Annotated in this window: 15 protein-coding genes; 10 read left to right on the top strand and 5 right to left on the bottom strand. The window is 42.6% G+C overall.

Annotation, left to right across the window (positions count from 1 at the left end):
- Positions 1 to 32: 32 nt before the first annotated feature.
- From KUL49_RS17300 to KUL49_RS17275, 6 genes are all read left to right on the top strand, one after another.
- Complete coding sequence (locus KUL49_RS17300; protein WP_131138084.1) at positions 33 to 944, top strand: DUF4861 family protein; 912 nt, start codon at positions 33 to 35, stop codon at positions 942 to 944.
- A 3-nt stretch (positions 945 to 947) separates the two neighbouring features.
- Positions 948 to 1,262, top strand: a complete 315-nt coding sequence (rhaM, locus tag KUL49_RS17295) for an L-rhamnose mutarotase (protein WP_131138083.1) — start codon at positions 948 to 950, stop codon at positions 1,260 to 1,262.
- A 173-nt stretch (positions 1,263 to 1,435) separates the two neighbouring features.
- Positions 1,436 to 2,593, top strand: a complete 1,158-nt coding sequence (locus tag KUL49_RS17290; RefSeq protein WP_131138082.1) for an NAD(P) transhydrogenase subunit alpha — start codon at positions 1,436 to 1,438, stop codon at positions 2,591 to 2,593.
- Positions 2,594 to 2,595: 2 nt separating this feature from the next.
- On the top strand, positions 2,596 to 2,880 hold the full coding sequence (locus tag KUL49_RS17285; RefSeq protein WP_131138081.1) for an NAD(P) transhydrogenase subunit alpha: 285 nt from the start codon (positions 2,596 to 2,598) through the stop codon (positions 2,878 to 2,880).
- A gap of 13 nt (positions 2,881 to 2,893) precedes the next feature.
- Complete coding sequence (locus KUL49_RS17280; protein ID WP_181412776.1) at positions 2,894 to 4,276, top strand: NAD(P)(+) transhydrogenase (Re/Si-specific) subunit beta; 1,383 nt, start codon at positions 2,894 to 2,896, stop codon at positions 4,274 to 4,276.
- A gap of 72 nt (positions 4,277 to 4,348) precedes the next feature.
- Positions 4,349 to 4,852, top strand: coding sequence for a YgjV family protein (locus KUL49_RS17275; RefSeq protein ID WP_131138096.1), 504 nt, complete (start codon positions 4,349 to 4,351; stop codon positions 4,850 to 4,852).
- 48 nt (positions 4,853 to 4,900) lie between these two features.
- Here KUL49_RS17275 and KUL49_RS17270 read toward each other — a convergent pair whose 3' ends face one another.
- The 5 genes from KUL49_RS17270 to KUL49_RS17250 all read right to left on the bottom strand — a co-directional run bounded on the left by KUL49_RS17270 (position 4,901) and on the right by KUL49_RS17250 (position 12,155).
- On the bottom strand, positions 4,901 to 6,319 hold the full coding sequence (locus KUL49_RS17270; RefSeq protein ID WP_131138080.1) for a sulfatase: 1,419 nt from the start codon (positions 6,317 to 6,319) through the stop codon (positions 4,901 to 4,903).
- A 224-nt stretch (positions 6,320 to 6,543) separates the two neighbouring features.
- Positions 6,544 to 7,785 carry a glycoside hydrolase family 105 protein gene (locus tag KUL49_RS17265; protein ID WP_131138079.1) on the bottom strand — a complete coding sequence of 414 codons (1,242 nt, stop codon included), beginning with the start codon at positions 7,783 to 7,785 and terminating at the stop codon, positions 6,544 to 6,546.
- A gap of 68 nt (positions 7,786 to 7,853) precedes the next feature.
- Entirely contained in the window at positions 7,854 to 9,311 is a 1,458-nt protein-coding gene (locus KUL49_RS17260) for a BNR-4 repeat-containing protein (RefSeq protein ID WP_131138078.1), read from the bottom strand.
- A 25-nt stretch (positions 9,312 to 9,336) separates the two neighbouring features.
- Positions 9,337 to 10,743, bottom strand: a complete 1,407-nt coding sequence (locus KUL49_RS17255) for a sulfatase-like hydrolase/transferase (protein WP_131138077.1) — start codon at positions 10,741 to 10,743, stop codon at positions 9,337 to 9,339.
- Between the two features lie 53 nt (positions 10,744 to 10,796).
- Positions 10,797 to 12,155 (bottom strand): BNR repeat-containing protein, encoded by a 1,359-nt coding sequence (locus tag KUL49_RS17250; protein ID WP_131138076.1) that lies wholly within the window; start codon positions 12,153 to 12,155, stop codon positions 10,797 to 10,799.
- 394 nt (positions 12,156 to 12,549) lie between these two features.
- Here KUL49_RS17250 and KUL49_RS21305 point away from each other — a divergent pair, with 394 nt between their 5' ends.
- From KUL49_RS21305 to KUL49_RS17225, 4 genes are all read left to right on the top strand, one after another.
- Entirely contained in the window at positions 12,550 to 17,058 is a 4,509-nt protein-coding gene (locus KUL49_RS21305) for a family 78 glycoside hydrolase catalytic domain (protein ID WP_308805574.1), read from the top strand.
- Positions 17,048 to 18,259, top strand: coding sequence for a hypothetical protein (locus tag KUL49_RS17235; protein ID WP_242633876.1), 1,212 nt, complete (start codon positions 17,048 to 17,050; stop codon positions 18,257 to 18,259). The genes KUL49_RS21305 and KUL49_RS17235 overlap by 11 nt, the downstream gene beginning before the upstream one ends.
- Positions 18,260 to 18,288: 29 nt before the next feature.
- Positions 18,289 to 18,975, top strand: a complete 687-nt coding sequence (locus KUL49_RS17230) for a DUF1080 domain-containing protein (protein ID WP_131138075.1) — start codon at positions 18,289 to 18,291, stop codon at positions 18,973 to 18,975.
- A gap of 97 nt (positions 18,976 to 19,072) precedes the next feature.
- Positions 19,073 to 20,083 carry a YhdH/YhfP family quinone oxidoreductase gene (locus KUL49_RS17225; RefSeq protein ID WP_131138074.1) on the top strand — a complete coding sequence of 337 codons (1,011 nt, stop codon included), beginning with the start codon at positions 19,073 to 19,075 and terminating at the stop codon, positions 20,081 to 20,083.
- The last annotated feature ends 65 nt before the right edge of the window (positions 20,084 to 20,148 follow it).

The following is a 20,148-nucleotide window of genomic DNA, read 5'->3' as shown; positions in this document are numbered from 1 at the left end:
CTTGCTTTGCCATCAAACAGAGGAAAGAGTAGATGTTTAAACATACGCAAATTTGTTTAGCCGCGGCGATCGCTATTGGATTATCAGGCATATCAGCGTGCTCATCTGAAGTACAAAAAACTGATAATGACGGCGCACCAGCTAAGGCTAACCAAGTCAAGGCATATGCTAAATTCGTACCTGAGAGGCGGGACGATTTTGCATGGGAAAATGACAAAGTAGCGTTTAGGGTTTATGGCCCTGCAGCACCTTTAGCTGGCCACGCTAGTGGCGTGGACGCATGGTTAAAGAAGGTCGATTATTCGATTATCGACAAGTGGTATGATTTGCACTTCAGTGGCCAGTCGTATCACGAGGACAGAGGTGAAGGTTACGACCCCTACCATACGGGTATCAGTCGTGGCGTGGGTGGCTCAGCAGTATGGATAAACGAAATACCGTACTACGGCCACAACTTTACTCGCTATGAAATTCATAAAAACAATACTGACGAAGTTAAGTTTACTCTTTACTACGAATTTGAAACGCCTATTGGCATGGTAAAAGAAGTTAAAACCGTGTCGCTCGCTCTAGGCTCTCGGATGTACAACGTCGATTCTACTTTCTACCTAAATAATGCGCCAGCCTCTCTCCCTATTGCCATAGGTGTAGCTACACACGACGAAAAAGCCGATGTGTACAAGAATCAACAAGAAGGATGGATTGCCGCGTGGGAAAAAATTGACAACCAAGGTCTGGGTACGGCAGCCGTTATCGAGCCAAGTAAAATTGGTAACATTATACATACACCTTCTGAGAAGAAAGATGAAAGTCATATTTGGCTAATAACCCAAACATCATCAGAAGGTAAACTGAACTACAAAGCAGGCTTTGCATGGGAAGGTGACAATGAGATCACTACTGTGGAGCAATGGAAAGAATACTTGAACAGCCTGGAGTACTAATAGATGGAAAAAGTTGCCTTTGTAATGACACTAAAGCCGGGTTATGAACAAGAGTATAAAAAACGTCATGACGAAATATGGCCCGAGCTGGTGGAAGAGCTTAAAAATGCGGGCGTGTCAGACTACAGTATTTTCTATGAGGAAAGCTCGAATAAGCTCTTTGCTGTGCTAAAGCGCGAGGACGACCACACCATGGATGCGCTGCCAAATAATGCTGTAGTTAAGAAGTGGTGGCAGCATATGGCAGACATAATGGACACACACGAAGACAACGAACCTGTAGCCACCGATCTAAGAAAGGTTTTTCACTTAGATTAAGGCTTTTTATGTCTATCCAAGAGTAGCCGGTGTAATTCTAACAACGCTAAAAACACCGGCAGCACGCTTAACATAATTAAGGAACGGGCTTCTTTAAACCATATCAGTTAACGACAGAGAAGTTTACTGAATGAGTCACCTCATTCTCCTATAGTTTCGAAAAGGAGAGTTAATTGAAAATCCTAATTTTAAACGAAGCCCTAGAGCAAAGGCACCACGCTCATGTGGAGCGGCGCTGTGCAGTGTCTCCACAAACTATTGCCAAGCTTATCAAAAAAGGCATTGAAGTCTATATCGAAAAAGATGCCGGACAGCTATCACATTATACAGATGGAGACTTCGCTGAAGCTGGCGCTAACATTGTTGCCGATACTACAGAAATAGCCGAGCAAGTAGATATACTAGCCTGTGTCAACACACCTAGAGAATCCATTGTTGAAAAGCTGTCTGCTGGCACAGTCGTCATTGGACACTTAGACCCATTTTTTAACGAAGCGTTGGTAACTAAACTAGCAAAGGCCAATTTAACGGCGCTCTCAGTAGAAATGATACCCAGAACGTCTAGAGCACAAAAAATGGACGCATTGAGCTCTCAAGCGAGTTTAGCTGGATATGCGATGGTGATGAAGGCCGCAAACACACTTCCCTCTATATTACCAATGATGATGACACCTTCAGGTACAATTAAACCTGCCAAAGTGTTTATTATTGGCGCGGGCGTTGCGGGTCTGCAGGCTATTGCGACAGCCAAGCGACTTGGTGCTAATGTGCTGGCCTATGACACACGCCCAGTTGTAGCTGAACAAGTAGAATCTTTAGGCGGTAAATTCCTCGATATTGATATAGGTGAAACGGGTCAAACAAAAGACGGCTACGCTAAAGAACTCTCTGACGAGCAACAAGCATTGGTCGCACAAGCTCAAAAAGAAGCCATAGCTAGTTCAGATATAGTTATCACTACAGCTCAGCTATTCGGTCGTAAGCCGCCTGTGCTAATTTCAAAAGAAACGTTAGCAACTATGAAACCGGGATGCGTTGTTGTGGATATGGCAGCGGTTTCTGGCGGCAACGTAGAAGGCTCTAAGCCAGGTGAAACCGTTGTACTAAATAACGTTACTATTATTGGAGACGGCTTCTGGAGTGAAGGCGTACCTAGGGCTGCGACCGATATGTACGCAAACAACATTTACAACTTGCTGGATGAGTTTGTAAAAAACGAGCCTATTGAATTCGAACTAACGTTTGAAGATGACATTCTTGATGCTGCTGTCATTACTCATGGCGGACTAATTCGAAATGACATGCTGTTGTCTGCGTACGAAGGAGTTTAATAATGGAAACTATTTACCTACTATTTATTGTATTACTCGCTGCGTTTCTTGGATTTGAACTCATTCGTAAAGTCCCTGCCACGTTACACACTCCATTGATGTCTGGTTCAAATGCTATTTCAGGTATTACCTTAGTTGGTGCTCTAGTCTCATCTGGTTCTGATCACAGTATGTTGACAACTATATTGGGTACTGCGGCTGTAACGTTAGCAAGTATTAACGTTGTGGGCGGTTATCTTGTTACCGATCGCATGCTTGGCATGTTTAAAAAGAAAGATAATAACTAAGAGAGTGCTGAACATGACAATTGAAACACTTATTAACCTTGCTTATGTATTAGCAGCAGGGCTTTTTATATTTGGTCTTAAATTACTTAGTCATCCTTCAACTGCACGCAAAGGAAACTTCGTGTCAGCGATGGGTATGTTTGTAGCTGTAATGGTTACTCTGCTCGACCAGCAAATTATTAGTTACCATTACATTTTAGCTGGTGTGCTTATCGGTGGACTTTATGGCGCATGGAAAGCTCGTAGTGTGCAGATGACGCAAATGCCAGAAATGGTTTCTCTTTTTAACGGCTTTGGTGGCGCTGCTTCGTTGCTATTAGGGTGGGCGACAGTTAGCAGTATGGAAATCAGCACATCGGGTTATAATCAGGCTTTTGTTTTCGTTACTGTTCTTTTAACGCTGCTCATTGGCGGGATTACGTTTTCAGGATCCGTAGTTGCTTGGGGCAAACTTTCAGGAAAATTATCTTCAAAGGCGTTCATTTTCACTGGGCTAAGGGAATTAAGTATCCTTCATTTGGTGGCTATGGTAGCCGTGGGGTATCTCTTTGTAACACAACCGTCTAATGAAGTATGGCTGTATTGTATTATTGCATTAGGGCTGAGCTTCGGACTGTGGGCGACGATCTCTATAGGTGGAGCAGATATGCCTGTAGTTATCGCTTTGCTAAACAGCTATTCAGGTATTGCCGCTTCAGCAGCAGGTCTCGCAGTAGGCAATACAATCTTGATTGTAACCGGCCTACTGGTTGGCGCTTCAGGGTTAATCCTCACGAACATAATGTGTAAGGCAATGAATAGATCGCTGATGAACGTTCTGTTGTCAGGTTTTGCCAAACCTATCGAGCAAGGTGAGGTTATTACTGGCGAAATAAAAGTGCTATCACCTCAAGATGCCTTTTATGTACTTGAGGCGGCGCAAGCCGTATTGGTTGTGCCTGGATATGGAATGGCCGTAGCTCAAGCGCAACATGCTGTTAGAGAGCTTCACACCTTACTAGAAGAAAACGGATGTACAGTAGATTATGCCATTCACGCAGTTGCAGGGCGTATGCCAGGGCATATGAACGTTCTGTTAGCGGAAGCAGATGTTCCTTACGACCAGCTTTACGAAATGGACGACGTTAATCCTCGAATGGAAAATTATGACGTTGTTATTGTAATAGGCGCTAACGATGTTGTTAACCCGGCTGCGAAAGAGATGAAAGGTAGTCCCATTTACGGGATGCCGGTTATTGAAGCTCATCGTGCAAAAACTGTATTTGTGTTGAAGCGCTCAGCTAACGCAGGCTTCGCTGGTGTCGACAATCCTTTATTCTTTAAGGATAACACGCGAATGATTCTGGGCGATGCTAAAGAAACGATTAACGGCCTAATCCGCGAATTTGGCGACTAGTTGAACGAACCAGAGCTCGTATTTGTAGGTATACGAGCCTTTTTCTTACTGTTAAGTGGGTACATCACAAGCATGTCTTTTACTTCCCTTGGTCAGCTTTTTGGTGTGCTCGCTTTTTTAGTTGCGATTTACTCTTTTACACAAAAAAGCGATATAAAACTTAAGATAAGCCTAATTGTTATGTTTACATTTCAAACGGCTCACTTTTTCTTTTTAGGTTCCGTCACTGGAACTATCGCTAATTTTCTCAACTTTTTTCGCACGATCATATCGGTCAAAACTAACCACAAGTCTATAGGCATCGTATTTATAGCCATAAATATTGTTTGGGGAACTTTTAACGTTAACCAGCTTATTGACCTTTGTCCTATATTTGGTGCTTGTTTTGGCACTTACGCTATCTTTTATGCTTCAGGCATAAGAATGAGACAACTCTTTATTTGCGGGGCCGTTTTTTGGTTAACGAACAATATCTATCTAGGTTCTGTTGGAGGAATTTTGCTTGAAATTAGTGTGATAGCGGCAAATAGCATCACTATTTACCGATTGCGTAAAGATAATAACGGGAAGAATTAAAGAAGCCTGCCGCAATAGCAACAAGCTTCATGGAATTTATCGAAGATGTTACTGAATTAGTTTACGTTCTTCCAATGCATACCACTCTTCGATTTCTTTTTTCAGTTCGCCAACCTTATCAGGGTATTGCGCAGCCAAGTTTTTCTCTTCGAATTCATCGTTAGCGAGATTATAGAGTCTTGGGCCAACCAAAAATTCATCATGATATTTCTGGTAACTAACATTTTTACCATCATAGCTAACAATTAATTTCCAATCGCCTTTAATGACCCAGCGATAAAGCAGTGTAGACTCAACGTCGTCTATCTCATCCATGTCATGTGCAAAACCTTCGCCAAATATTAATTCTCTATCGATATCTTCACCCGTTACTAAACTATCGTACAAATTAATACCTGGTAGTTCACTTGGAACGCTTATACCCGCTGCACCTAAAATAGTAGGGACTATATCAATACTACTCACCCTTTCTTGTCTAAAGGATGACTTAAATTTATTTGGCAATGAGTAAATAATAGGGGTCCGAACGCCACTTTCATTTGGGCTTTGCTTCGACTTTGGTAAAAACCTATCAGTTTGCAGTGGGTTAGTAATCCACCCGTTGTCAGAAACATAAACAATAAGCGTGTTATCTTTCAAACCACGTTTTTCAAGATGGCTAAACAATTCTCCATTCGTTTCATCAAACCATTCAATCATCGCGTAGTATTTAGCAATAGACTCTGGTAAGTCATACTTTTCGTACTTAGATAAAATTCGCTTAGGAGGCGTGTGTGGCGAGTGCGGCATAAATGGCGCATACCAAACAAAAAACGGCTTATTTGCCTCATGAGTCTTGTCTATAAAACGGGTAATAGTATCGACTCCTTCACGACCAATTTTTAAGCCCTCATCGCCATGTCGACCACCTGGATTCGGAAATCCTTTTGTCATTCCTTCATCAAAACCGCCTCGTTCGTAACTGCCTTCCCACCACTTTCCGGTCTGTAGAGATACGTAGCCTTTTTCTTTTAATAATTCTGGTAAGGTTTTAACTTCATCAATCTTTGCGATAATTTGCGAGCGAAGCTGTTTATATTGCTCTCCTTGTTTTCCTCCTGGAGTTTCTCTAGAGGGGTCGTTTCCAGTAATGCCGTGTTGGCTAGCATAAAGACCTGTTGCAATTGTTGCTAGAGAAGGTCTACAGAGTGAAGTCGGAACATAGCCTTTACTAAACGTAACCCCTTCGTTGGCTAAAGTATCTAAGCTGGGTGTATTAACGATCTTATGGCCCATGAAACTATAATCATTCCATGCGTGGTCATCAGATAGTATCAAAAGTATATTTGGTGGCGCTGGCTGCTCGGCGGCATTAGTTATCACATTTTGTTTAGTTTGGTTGGCACAGCTTGCTAGAGAAAATAAGACAATCGCACAGCTTGTCAAACGCAACAGATTTTGTTTTATTTTTCTTTCGGATGAGAGCATTTCAGATTCCTTTATTTGTATATTAGTTAGCACTGCGCTTTTTATTTAACCTTTCAATAAATCATTCTTTGAGTATATCGAGTACCAGAAAAACCTCTGTTTCAAATAGATTTCTTCCTTCCTCTATTACATTTTGAAAGATGAGATCTCAAAATTGAGAATTGCAGATACAAAAAAGCCCCTAGCCAACGCGCGTAAAACTAGGGGCTGAAATACAAACGTTTCTATTTATTCCATTTCAACATTTCTGACGCAGCTAGTAGCACAGCACCTGTTCCATATAGCTGAGAGTCAGACTCTTTTACAGGGTCAGGACTCTTTCCAACGTGCTGAACCCAATGAACGCGACCATCGTCAGAAACCGCTTTCGTAATTGCTTCCCAGCCTTTTTCGACAATTTCTTTTGAACGCTGGTCAGTCAAGATGCCGTTATTAACGCCCCAGGCTAGACCAAAGGTTATAAACCCTGTGCCACTCACCTCTGGTGTTTTTACCTTATCAGGGTCCATCAAAGAGGCTGACCAATAACCGTCTTCTTTCTGAAGTGCCATTAACCCCTCTGCATTCTTTTTATAAAGCTCGATATAACGTTCTCTAGAAGGATGCCCGTCAGGCAATTCTTCAATAATCATTGGTATGGCGGCAAAAACCCAACCATTGCCCCGCCCCCAAAAGACTGGCTCTCCGTTATCGCTCTTCGCATCAAAATAGCGGCTGTCTCTATAAAACAAGCCGTACTCATCAGAGAAAAGGTAGTCTGCCGCTGCCCAAAATTCATTGTCACCGTACTCAAGATATTTTGGGTCGCCGGTAACTTTCGTCATTTGGGCCCATGCACGAGGTGCCATAAATAACGCATCGGCCCAACACCATCTTAGTTGGCAGTTCCCTTCCAAATGATAATTACCCGTACTCGACTCACTATCCCCCATTTCTAATCCGACTTCAGGGGGCTTACTCAAAATCATGTCGAACACTTCTTTGGTAGGCCCATATGCTTTTTCAATACCTTCACGCTCAGCGAGCCAAAGATAAGTTTGAGCAATCGCGTGGTCATCTGCATGATAAGGACGCTCAAGAATTAATTCGTAGCTCTCTCTTTCAGCGACTTTTTTTACAAAATTCTTTAACTTCTCGTCATCAGTAGCATCAATCCAGCGGGTCAAACCGATGTAAAATGCAGCTTGAATCCAAAACTTTGCATTTTCAGATTTAGCGCGATGCGACTCAGGTATATAGTCCAAGTTGCCAAACTGAGCTATTTGCCAGTTCGCTGCATTTTTTCCTATACGCAACGCTTCAGATTGAATGTCCTGCTCGGCCTCAACCTGCGCTGATTCCATTTGTTTCACAGATTCAACTTCTACGTTTTTTGTCTTTTGCTCTGTTGACTCACCGGAGCATGCACTTAATCCTATAGCTAAACTCACCGCAATGGCTGAAAATTTTAATTTTGTGTGATTCATCGTTACTCTCAATTAATTTTTTGCAGTCTGCTTCCTAAAACCCAGGAGCAATTAACATCTATGGGGGTTTACATATCCATTATTTTTGAAGCATTGAGGCTGCTCAAAGATCGCGGTACCGGACCATCTTCACCGACCAGATAAATTTTTATGTTTTCATCACTCTCTTTTTCAGCCACTAGCATTTGTGCCTCTGGATGCGCGTTCTCGATTAGTGTTGTGATAGCGAAACTAGCATTTTCTTTTCGTAGCACAGTTGATGATTCTGAGAATGAATTTCCGTTATTATTGCTGTTCCACCACGACAAAACCGCGTCCCCGTCCTTTTCGTAAGCAACCAGGTAGCGAATATCTTCAGGGCCGTTGACTAGAAAGTCACCACGAGATACACCTTCATATCCATCGATGATTTTTTCGCCGCCTAACCACTGCTCACCGTTCCACCAAACATGTCTAGTTTGTTTGGGGCCACCAGCCTTCTGACCGATATCTACACCAGCATTGATTGCTATATGTGGGTTACCTTTACTATCGAGGTGTGAAGTACCATTAAATGTCCAAAGCTCGCCCGTTTTCATTGCTAACGTTTTCTCATCAGCCATTTCCTTGGTAACCGGCAGAGACAAAGCCTCGCCTTTCACATTACTCCATTCATTTGTCTGCGTGTTGAACTTCATGAAGTAAAGGTCGTGACGCTCTGGGGTATGCCCTCTATCATCCCTACCAGCATCACTATCCCAGCAAATATGATAATCGTAGGAAACGATTAGGTTATCTCCTTCCCCTTTTCCGACCCATGCGTACCAGCTATCCACAGCCTTTAAGTCTGTGCGACGTTTGTGCTTAAGAAATGACACAGGCGCAGAAAAAGTTCGCCCGTTGTCAACAGACTTCTGATACACCCAATCACTACGGTGAGCTCCATGACGGAAAAACAGATAAATATCGCCGTTGTCCATTTTGACTACTTGGTTATAAGTACCGAAAGGCGTGATATTGTCTAAATCTTCCCACTCAGTAATATCATAAGGACGTTTAGAAACCGCATGCTTGTTTGCACCAAAATGCGTGTTACCTAAAGGATTGTGACCGTCTGATTTATGGCCGCCATGGCCACCATAAAAAATGTGGATATAGCCTTCGTTATCAATAAGCATGGTTGGTTTACCATGGTTATCGAACTTCTTGCCACCATCGCGCCGACCTAACTCGCTGGTCCCCGCTTTGAAGGGGCCTTTCCACTCTTTGGTTCTGTGATCATACGTGGCAACAAACGGATCTTCTTTAGGCCCTTGATAAGACACATAGGTAATTCCGTTTTGGTGTATGGCCGCTGGATGCTGAACAATTGCGAGAGGGTTACCTACTGCGTTGTCTGCAAAGTACTCTACAAACTGAGTGTTTTCAGAGGCTGTAGGACCTACTTTACTCGTTTGCATAGCACAGCCAGATAGAACTGCTCCGCTCATTAAAGCTACACTGAACGCTAGTTGCGTTTTCTTGAGTAAAAATTGACGTTTTAACATCGTATCTATCCCCGTCACCTTTCTACTAATCTTTGTTTTCTTCAAATAGCGCCAAAAACTCGCTGGCAATATCTGGATTTTTCTTCGAAAGATCACGTAACTCAGCAGGGTCTTTTTCAATATTGAACAGTTCAAGTGGTGCGTCATAGCCATAGCGGACCGCTTTCCACTCGCCTTTACGAGCCGCTTGATAGGTATCTCCAATTACGCCTGAGTTAGGATCACCTACCTGCTTCGAGAACTCCCAGTAAAGGACACGCTCGCCCATCTCGCTGGGCTCAGTTTTTAGAAGCCCTACAATTGATTTACCGTTGGTTTTAACTCTAGGAACCATGTTTAGATTTACGCCCGCAATCTCTGCTACAGTGGGCATAACATCTGCAAATAGCCAAGGTGTATCGTCTGTCCGACCCGCTTTAATGCGCTCTGGCCAGTGAACAATCATTGGAACGTGGATACCGCCGTCGTATAAATCTCGTTTCATACCACGATAGGGCTCAGAGGCTTTTAAGTATTCAGGATCTGCGCCGCCTTCATCATGCGGGCCATTGTCTGACGTAAAGAAGATTAGCGTATTATCAAGTTCACCCATTTCGTCTAACTGTGTAACAATTTGACCAATATAGTGGTCAAGTGCTGAAACCATACCTGCCAGTGTCGCGTTCGGCTTGTCAACAGGTTCTGGATAGTAGGACGCGTACTTGTCAGCTGGATTGCCACCTTTCATTCCTGTATAGGGCGTTTCAGCGAATTTGTACTGCTCACTGAACTTCTCTGGTACACCTAATTCAGCATGTGGCGACGAGTAAGCAAGCATGATAAAGAATGGGTTTTCTCGTGGCTGCTTTATATATTCAATAGCTTCCTTCGTGAAAAGCTCCTGAGCATAGGCGCCTTTTTTACCGCCTTCGTTTTCAGGGACGCGAATTTTCTTACCGTCTTTCCAAACGATATGAGGGTACTGACGATGACCCTCAAGGATTGAATAAAACCCGTACCAAGTATCGAACCCCATGGCATGGGGGTCTGTGACACCCATTTGTGAACCAATAGAATATTTACCAAATAATGCTGTGTCGTAGCCGCCATGTTTTAATACGTGCGCTAGGGTTATATCCATTTCTGTCAACTGAACAGTGTTTGAATTGTTCGTCATTAAACGGCCATCTCGCCCTGTAAATAAAGAGACACGCGATGGAGAACACACTGTGTTACCTGCATACGCTTGGTCGAAGCGGATACCATTAGAAGCAAGATCATCTAGGTTTGGAGTTTTGATTGGCGTATTGCCATAGGCTCCGACTTGGTTAAAGCCCAAATCATCTGTAAGAATGAATAGGATATTGGGTTTGTCCTGTGCAGCTACACTGGAAGAAAGAGATGTGAATAAAGCACCAAGTACGCTTATAAGACTAAACCTAAGTTTGTTCATGGTATTTCCTAATTAAGTTGAAGATTAAACCGCTTGTTTCTTTTTTCTGCATATTATTCTAGGCAATGTGCAGTTAATGTTGTTGGTTCTGGTATAAACGCCCTTCCTTTATCACGGTTAGGCGGCAAGGCTTCCCATGCCAAGTAGAAGCGTTTTCCAGCAGTAAGATGATTATTTTCTGGTGAAAGCTGTTTCAAAGCCTTTGTATATAAAGGCATGTCGTTAGTTTTATCATAGGCAAGCAATGTCGGTGGAATTTGTGAACCTGTCGACTCAGATTTAACTTCTAACGAATCAGCATCAAGTATGTAAGCGTAAGATGTACCGTCTAGGTCTGCATATACCTCTACATCTCCGCTATCAAGAAGCTTCGCTGGTTTCTTGACTGTAAGAGTAGTAGGAAGGGCACCAGTCATATTCAATTCTTGACGTGAGTCTTTCCAACTAGATATTTGAAAACTTTTCCAATTCCCATTGTCATTTCTAGCTATAAAGAGTTGGCTATCTCCCTTGTCATCATAGGCTTGATATGAAATTAAAGGTCGAGCTTTATGGTCGAACCCAATAGGTGTGTGACCGTTTAGAATGCCTGAAAATTGAGGAAGCGGAACTGCCGCTTCGCTATTACTTAACTTCATAGGTAGAGAGATTGCAGTGCCGTCTGATTTCTGCCAGTTCACAAGATCTTTACTCTTAGCATAGGAAATATCGTGATTAGAGGCTGCGACAGGTGTTTCTCTCCAAACCCACGAAAGGTGGAAGTAACCGTCTGGACCAAGAACGGGCCCCCAAAAATAGCCATTTCTTTCTCCCTCTCCGTCAACTAACGGAGAGTCATGCAACCTCTGCCACGTTCCGTCTTTGGCATTGAAAGCGTTGTAAATTTCGTTACCGCTCCCACTTCGTCCGTTTCTGTACTTAAAATAGAGTTGCCCCTCGGCATCGTTGAAAAACTCTGGATAAGTCATTCGACTTTCTGTTTCCTTGTCAGCCATGAAGTCAACACGTTTCAAACTTCGCACGTCAAAAGGTTTTTCACTTTTAAAATAGACGATAGGGTTCACATGTAGATTTCCAACGATATGAATATACCCTTCTTCGTCGAGGCCAATAACAACACTGTTGTGACTATCCCATCCTAAATAGCTGTCTAACTTTTGATATATCCAGTTTCCTGTAGGATAGGGTTTATAAGCAACACTCATTTGTCTGCTAGCATCATAATAAGCCACAATTTGTTGGTCGCCTTTACCGATATAATCAAACGCTACGCGGTGCCCTGACCAAACACGATCAATCGCTTCAACCTCGAAGCAGCCTGCTTTGTCGAAAGTCTGTGCAGCGGTTACACCACTGATGCTTATCGCACAACCCAGAACACTCTGAAGTAGCAATGTTTTTATTCGGCTCACTAATATACCCTCGAAACGTTAATACATCGTTAATATTCGTAGCAACTTTAAACAAAGTAACGGTCATTTACAATCTTTTTCACTCACACAGTAAATAATGCAAGAGTCTCTTCAATTGAACAAATAGAGCTATTCAGCATTCATTGTAAATCCGTAAAAGTAACGCAATTTTATCGTAAATATAGCAACATATTGTAATAGTTGGAAAAAGGAACGCTTTAGGAATAGTCTTGGTAACGACAGTGATTGCCTTAATGAAGAGAGTAGAAATTTATTACAAAAGATTGCATTTGACTTATTATTTACATTTATGATTAAAACAATGTTAACATTGAGCTTAGAAAAACTGAGCTGAATTCTTCTTAAAAAGTGGCGGATGCGAAAGGGGTGAAGTGTGGTCACTATCAAAATGAAACCTGGCGTACTCAAGTTCTTAGCAACTCTGGCTCTCATGCTAAGCTGTTCAGTAGAAGCCAGCGAAAGCTCTAATCAGCCTAATATTTTGTGGCTAGTAATAGAGGACATGAGCCCACTACTGCCTATGTACGGTGACGACAGTATTGAAACGCCAAACCTATCTCGATTAGCTGACGAGGGTGTTGTATATAATAACGTTTTCTCAACGTCAGGCGTTTGCGCACCAAGTAGAGCTGCGTTAGCGACAGGGCTCTACCCTAATGGGTTCGGCGCTAACAATATGAGAACTTCGTCAAATACTGAAGAGACAGGTCTGCCAAAATATGAAGCAGTTCCTCCTCAAAACACAAAAATGTTAAGCCAGTTGCTTCGGGAGGCCGGTTACTACACCACTAACAATTATAAAAACGACTATCAATTCAAAGCACCGAAGACAGCGTGGGATGAAAATGGAATTTACGCTCACTGGCGTAACCGCCCGAGTAACCAGCCTTTTTTCTCTATTTTCAATTTCACTACAACTCATGAGTCAGGCCTATTTGAACCTTACGGCATAAGAAAGTTGGAACAACGACATTACTTTTCTGATGATGCTGACAAGATTTCGGCACTGCCTACCGATCATAGAGTTAAGACGGATAAAGACTCTACACCTATTCATGTAGACCCAGAGACCAAATTTCCAGTCCCACCTTATTTACCCGATACGCCAATTGTGCAGAGAGACCTATGGAAGGTTTACAATAATTTAGCCGAAACTGATAAACAAATCGGTGCAATTTTAGATGTGTTAGAGAATGACGGCTTGTTAGACAACACTATAATAGTCTTCTACTCTGATCACGGCGGTCCGATGCCGAGGCAAAAACGCCTAATCTATGACAGCGGGCTAAAAGTACCATTAATTATCCGCTTTCCCAACGGTCACAAAGCAGGAACGATAGAAGAGCGTCTTGTGTCTTTTGTGGACTTCGCACCAACTACACTCGCTATGGCTGGCGTTTCCATTCCTGATTACATGCAAGGGGAAAGCTTTTTAAAGACTTCAGGTGAGAGAAAATACATATACGCTGCAGCGGATAGGTTCGATGGTTATACTGACACAATTCGAACCGTTAGAGATCACTGCTATAAATATATTCGCAATTATCGTCCGAATGACCCGTATTACCTTCCTGTCGCATACCGGGAGAAAATTCCGAGTATGCGCGAGCTACTTGCATTAAACGCTGCGGGCAAACTCAACGAAGCACAAAGTCAATGGTTTCGAAAAACCAAGGACGCTCATGAGCTTTTCAATGTTTGTAGTGATCCTCACGAGCTATCAAACCTCGCCTATATCAAAAACTATCAAAATAAACGTAAAGAGATGGAGAGTGCTCTGAACGAGTGGTTAAAGGATATTGGTGACGATCCTTTAATTACAGAGAGACAGCTCATTACCACCTTATGGGACGATGCAAGCACTCAGCCTAAAACCGAAGCACCCGAAATAGTTATTGAAAATGGCAAGGCAGTAATTGCTAGCGAAACCCCTGGGGCTTTTATTGCTTTTAGATATAAACGGGGTAAAACATCACAAAATTGGCAAATATATAAAGAAGCGCAACCTATTAAGCCTGGTCTTATAGAAGCTGTCGCACATAGACCAGGTTATATCGAGAGTGCTACAACAACGTTGACTGTTGAAAAAACTGATGCTCAAGGACTAAGTATGAATTTTGTAAGAATTTTTTGGCTGGCCGCAGTAATGGTTGTTTTCATAGGAGCCTGTTCATCGCATTCTTCTTCTAATAATGATAAACCCAGATTATTAACTGTAGGGGAAGGGTTTGAGAATCCTCTTGGCTATTACGAATCTGCTCCACGTTTTTCTTGGAAGGCGCCGTTAGATAGAAAAGAGTCTACTCAACAATCTGCGTATCAAATACAAGTAGCGTCAACATTTGAAGACTTGATAAATAAACCAGACAAATGGGATAGTGGCAAAGTCCAGTCTTCCGCCATGTCATGGGTAAAATACGAAGGTAAACCAATCATCTCAAGAGAAAAAGTATTTTGGAGAGTTCGGTTTTGGGACGAAAACAATATCGCTTCGCAATGGAGCGATGCAGCGCACTTTGAGTTAGGCCTGCTTAAGAATAGCGACTGGAAAGCTTCATGGATAGGAGCGAAAGAAACCCAAGCGACTGAATCACCTTCACAAAGCACTTTCGCCACACCGCAGTATTTTAGAAAGCCGTTTTCGTTAGATAAGGAAGTGATTAAAGCAAGGCTATATGTAACGGCGAAAGGTGTCTTTAAAGTATTCTTGAATGGTGAGGACGTCACCGCTAAGGATGCTTTGCCACCTGGTTGGACACCCTATGAAAAACGAATTGAAACCCTTACCTATGATGTAACCTCTTTAGTTAATCAAAATGACAATGTACTTGGTGCCGTCATCGCTGGCGGTTGGTACTCCGGTAGGATTGCAGATCTAAAAGAAGCTGATCATTCAAGGCCCCCGAGATTCCTAGCCCAACTTGAAATCACCTATTCAGACAATACTACGCAACTGGTGATATCGGATGACTCTTGGGAAGCAACCCAATCGGGGCCCATTCGTTTTGCCAGTAATTACGATGGAGAACGATACGACCAGCGGTTTGAAATGGACGGTTGGGCTAAACCAGGTTTTGATGATTCTGAATGGAGCATAGTTTTCACCGAATTAGTAACGTCTGACACACTCTTACGTCCAAAACGTCACTTGCCCGTACGTAATATAAAGCAGCTAACACCAACATCATTCGAGCAAGTTAATAAAGACACCGTCATTTTTGACTTTGGCCAAAATATGGTGGGCGTTCCCACTATCAATATTCCCGTTAAAGAAGGCAAAGAAGTTAAATTACGCTTTGCTGAGGCACTACATAAAGGAAGCTTTTACACAGAGAATTATCGTTCTGCGCATTCAACGGATTACTACTTGCCGTCAAAAAACGGCGTAGCCAAATATACGCCTACTTTCACCTTCCATGGATTTCGTTACATAGAAGTATCTGGTTTTGACGAAAGCAAAGTTCCTGTAAAAGATTGGATAGTAGCGAACGTACAACATTCTGACATAGCGCTATACAACAATTTCTCTAGTGCCAACCCAAAACTGAACAAACTATTTGAAAATATTAATTGGGGGTTAAGAGGCAACTTTTTCGATATCCCATTGGACTGCCCTCAGCGCGACGAAAGGCTAGGCTGGACAGGTGATGCCAACGCTTTTATAGCTCCATCAATGTATATGGCGGATGTATATGGATTCTGGTCTGCCTATCTTAAAAGTTTGCGAGAAGAACAAACAGAAGACGGCTTCGTTCCGCTCTACGTCCCCTTTGTAAAATGGATAAATTGGACGTCATCGGGTTGGGGCGACGCTGCGACTATTCTCCCGTGGGAGCTCTACATGATGACAGGTGATAAAAAGATTCTGGATGACAGCTACCCATCAATGAAAGCCTGGATTAATTACCACGAGAGCCAAGCTAAAGACAACATATCAAGCATGATGACGTTCGGAGATTGGCTACAACCCCACCCTGAAAAAGAAGGAAAAGGGGCAAACCGAGGAGACACTGACTTTTCTCTTATTTCAACAGCATTTTTTGCTCGTTCGGTAGAGCTAACCAAAAAAACGGCATTAGAGCTTGGCTTCAATGAAGATGCTAAACGCTTAGCGAGTAAACACAAAGAGCTAGCGAAGTCTTTCAGAAGTGAATTCTTTGACTCAAATTTAAACGTAGTAAAAGGAAAGGAAACACAGACCGCTTATCTACTTGCACTTGCATTCAAACTTTTACCTGAAAGCGATGTAAAGATTGCCCAAACTAAACTCGTTTCTTTACTTGAAGCGTCGGACACACACTTAAGAACGGGCTTCCTCGGTACACCACTACTTGCAGAGGTCCTGCAAGACGCCGGACGTACGGACTTGGTTTATGCATTGTTATTCAAAGAAACTTATCCTTCTTGGTTCTACTCTATTAATAATGGCGCTACCACCACGTGGGAACGCTGGAACTCATACTCAATAGAGGAAGGATTTAACCCACAAGGCATGAATTCGTTAAATCATTACGCCTACGGGACGATTTCAAGGTGGTTTTACGAAGGTATTTTAGGCGTCAAGCCTTCGCTACCGGGCTTCAAGAGAGCGGTTATCTCCCCCCAACTTACTTCGCAACTCGGCTATGCTGAGGGTTCCATACCGACACCAAGTGGGACTATTGATGTAAGTTGGAATATGGCAAGCAGTGGGTTCGATGTATTTGTCACGATTCCTTTCAATACCACCGCAGAGTTTATTCCACCGGCACAATACAAAGTTGAACAGGCTGAAAAATCTAATGGGGAAGTACTTGACCAGTGGACATCTCTACCGACTGGTCGATATCAATTTCGCGTAATCCTCGAGGATAAGGGGCTAAGGAAGCGCTATGATGATTAACGATACAAATAGGGTAACTACGATTACCTGCTCACTTTTTTTATTAATCGCAGCAACTCATACCTTTGCGAGTATTGAAGATTCTATCATCACTACTGAAAACGGAACTGCGGTGATAGAAGCTGAACACTACTCTACACAACATAAAGCGGACACGCGCCGCTGGATTATTTTCAATAATCAGAGCAATAACGCCCATGGTTTAGCAGATAGCGATAAAATGCATTTAGAGGACGCCAGCAATGATGCGTACATTGAGTTACTGCCAGACACAAGAACAAACCACTACGAGCCCTTAGAGCATGGTGTTAATTTTTCTGCCGCTCCTGGTAAGTTAGCGGTCCTAACCTACCCTGTATATTTTGATGCTCCAGGTAAATACTTCGTTTGGACAAGAGCTTACAGCTCAGGTAGTGAAGACAATGGTTTGCACATCGGGTTAAACAATACATGGCCTTCAAGTGGCCAAAGGCTGCAACTTTGTGAAGGTAAAAACAAGTGGACGTGGTCGTCTAATCAAAGGCGCAAAGACAACCATTGTGGGACACCAAACACTATTTGGTTAGATATACCGGAAAGTGGCGTACACAATATCACCCTATCTATGCGTGAAGATGGCTTCGAGCTAGACAAAATCATTCTGACTCAAGACCCTGATTACAAGCCGCAAGGCGCAGGACCAAGTGAAACTAGATACACTCCGCCTCCCCTTTCTTTAAAAAAGACGTTCTTAGAAGTACAGGAATACAGCCTTATTTTAGAAGCTCACCAAACCTTTGAGTCTATCGGTGATGTTCCCTTTTATCATGACCGCAGAAATAGTGCGTTAGGCATCGATGCTAGAGAGATTCAGTATCGAAATGTTTGGGCGACATCTCAACTAAAGGTCCCTGAAAAAATGTGGGGGAAAAAGGCTAGCGCTCAAAAAACTTTTAAGAACGTAATATTAGTGACGCTTGGCGAAATAGATGGTGAGTCATCTTACAACGTACTACTGAATGACAAAGAAATTGGCAGCTTCACAAATAAAGAAACTACCACCGATTACCAAGAAAACTATTTTGACTTGGGCTCACTTACATTAAAACCGGGTGACATCATTACCGTTCAAGCAAAGGCAGTAACGAATGGAAAAATTCCTGAGAATGGCGGCACAGCTTACGCTAGAGGAAGATGGCGCGGACTTGTATTTCAAGAGTAATTTAGTGCGCACTGACTGGAGAGTTAACCATGAGATACCCCACGTTTGTTAGTCTATTCGCTGCGCTTTTGATGTTAAATGGGTGCACTTCTACTGAGTATTTACTAGACGAAAAACTGTCTAACTTCAAAAATGTTTATAATGACGGCGAAGCACATTTTGTTGATGGAGAACTGCAGCTCATAGCTGAGAAAAACTGGTTCTTTTCAACTAGAAAAATTTATGAAGACTTTGTACTTGAAGCAGAAGTAATGATGCCAGATACGTTAGAGTACAGTAATTCAGGAATAATTTTTCGAGGTCAAGTTATCGAAACCGATAAAGGTACGCAAATTATCGGCTATCAAGTAGAGATTGACCCCAGTGACAGAAAATGGACAGGCGGACTTTTCGATCAGGGCCGCCGAAAATGGCTTTACCCAATACACCCCACCCGTTCTCACCCCGATGAAGACTTTGTTATCAACTACTTAGGTGAATGGACTAAAGAGCAAGGTGAAGCTTATAGTCACTTAACGTGGAACAAGGTAAAAATAGTGTGCAAAGGTTCTGATATCAAAATCTTTATTAATGGCCTACTGACTACCCATGTCAAAGATGTGAAAGACAGCAAAGGGGTAATCGCATTTCAACATCACGGCAGCAAAGCATATAGAGAAGATCGGGACAAAAGTAACATAGTGCGCTTTAGGAATGTCGCGATTACGTCTTTATAGATAGCAAGAAGATGCAGAAGCTTGAGTGCTCTGTTTTCTTAAATAGTCGCTTTAACGTCGTAGGCCTAAAATACAATGGTATTTATGGAGAAAAGTTATGAGTAACAATCCAACCACGTTTAAAGCGCTGTTTGTTGAAGAGCATAGTGATAATAGCTTTAGTAAAAAAGTAGTTGAGCGAGAAGTGAGTCAACTTCCAGATAATGACTTGTTGATAGACGTGCATTACTCGTCTTTAAATTATAAAGACGCTATGTCAGCAAGTGGCAATAAACGAATTACTCAAAACTTTCCTCATACGCCCGGAATCGATGCAGCAGGAATAGTGGTTAGCGATAAGTCAGGTACCTTTAGTGCTGGTGACGAAGTCCTTGTGTTTGGTTATGACTTAGGTATGAACACTCCTGGTGGGCTTGGTCAAAAAATATCAATACCAGCCGATTGGGCAGTTAAGCGCCCCAGTTCATTGTCTCTGAAAGAAGCGATGATTTATGGGACTGGAGGATTAACTGCTGCGCTTTGCATACAAAAATTAGAGAAAATGGGAGCGAAGCCCAGTGACGGCCCGGTGGGTGTGACTGGCGCTACTGGCGGCGTTGGCAGTATCAGTATTGCGCTACTCTCTCATCTCGGCTATGACGTAATAGCCTTTTCAGGAAAGCCTGAACAATCTGAGAAGCTAAAGTCACTGGGTGCTAGCGAAGTTTTGCACAGAGAAGTTATTTTAGAAGTAAAGGACGCTATTGCCGGCAAGCCTAAGTGGGCTCATGCTATAGATACGCTAGGTGGAGATTACTTAACAGGATTGCTTAAGCAAGTTAAACCTGGTGGCGGAGTCACTTCTGTCGGACTCGCTGCTTCACCTGACATAGCAATGAACGTTATTCCTTTTATTACACGAGGCGTATCTTTGTTGGGTGTCGACTCTGTTTATATTCCGCTTGAAGATAAGCGACATATTTGGAAACGAGTCGCGACAGACATGAAACTACCTAACCTAGAAAGCTACTATCAAGAAATATCACTACATAATACGCCAGAATATCTAGATAGATTCTTCAATGGTAAAGTGACTGGTCGTTATTTAGTCAATCTAGTCGACGCGTGAATCTGATAATCACGGCTTAAAAGGTATAATTTTCTTCATTTCAAAACTTAAAAAAGGCCGTAGCA

It is taken from the genome of Alteromonas sp. KUL17 (assembly GCF_006538305.1).
Classification (GTDB): domain Bacteria; phylum Pseudomonadota; class Gammaproteobacteria; order Enterobacterales; family Alteromonadaceae; genus Alteromonas; species Alteromonas macleodii.
The sequence above is the reverse complement of the archived record's forward strand: the minus strand, read 5'-3'. Positions and strand labels throughout refer to the sequence as shown.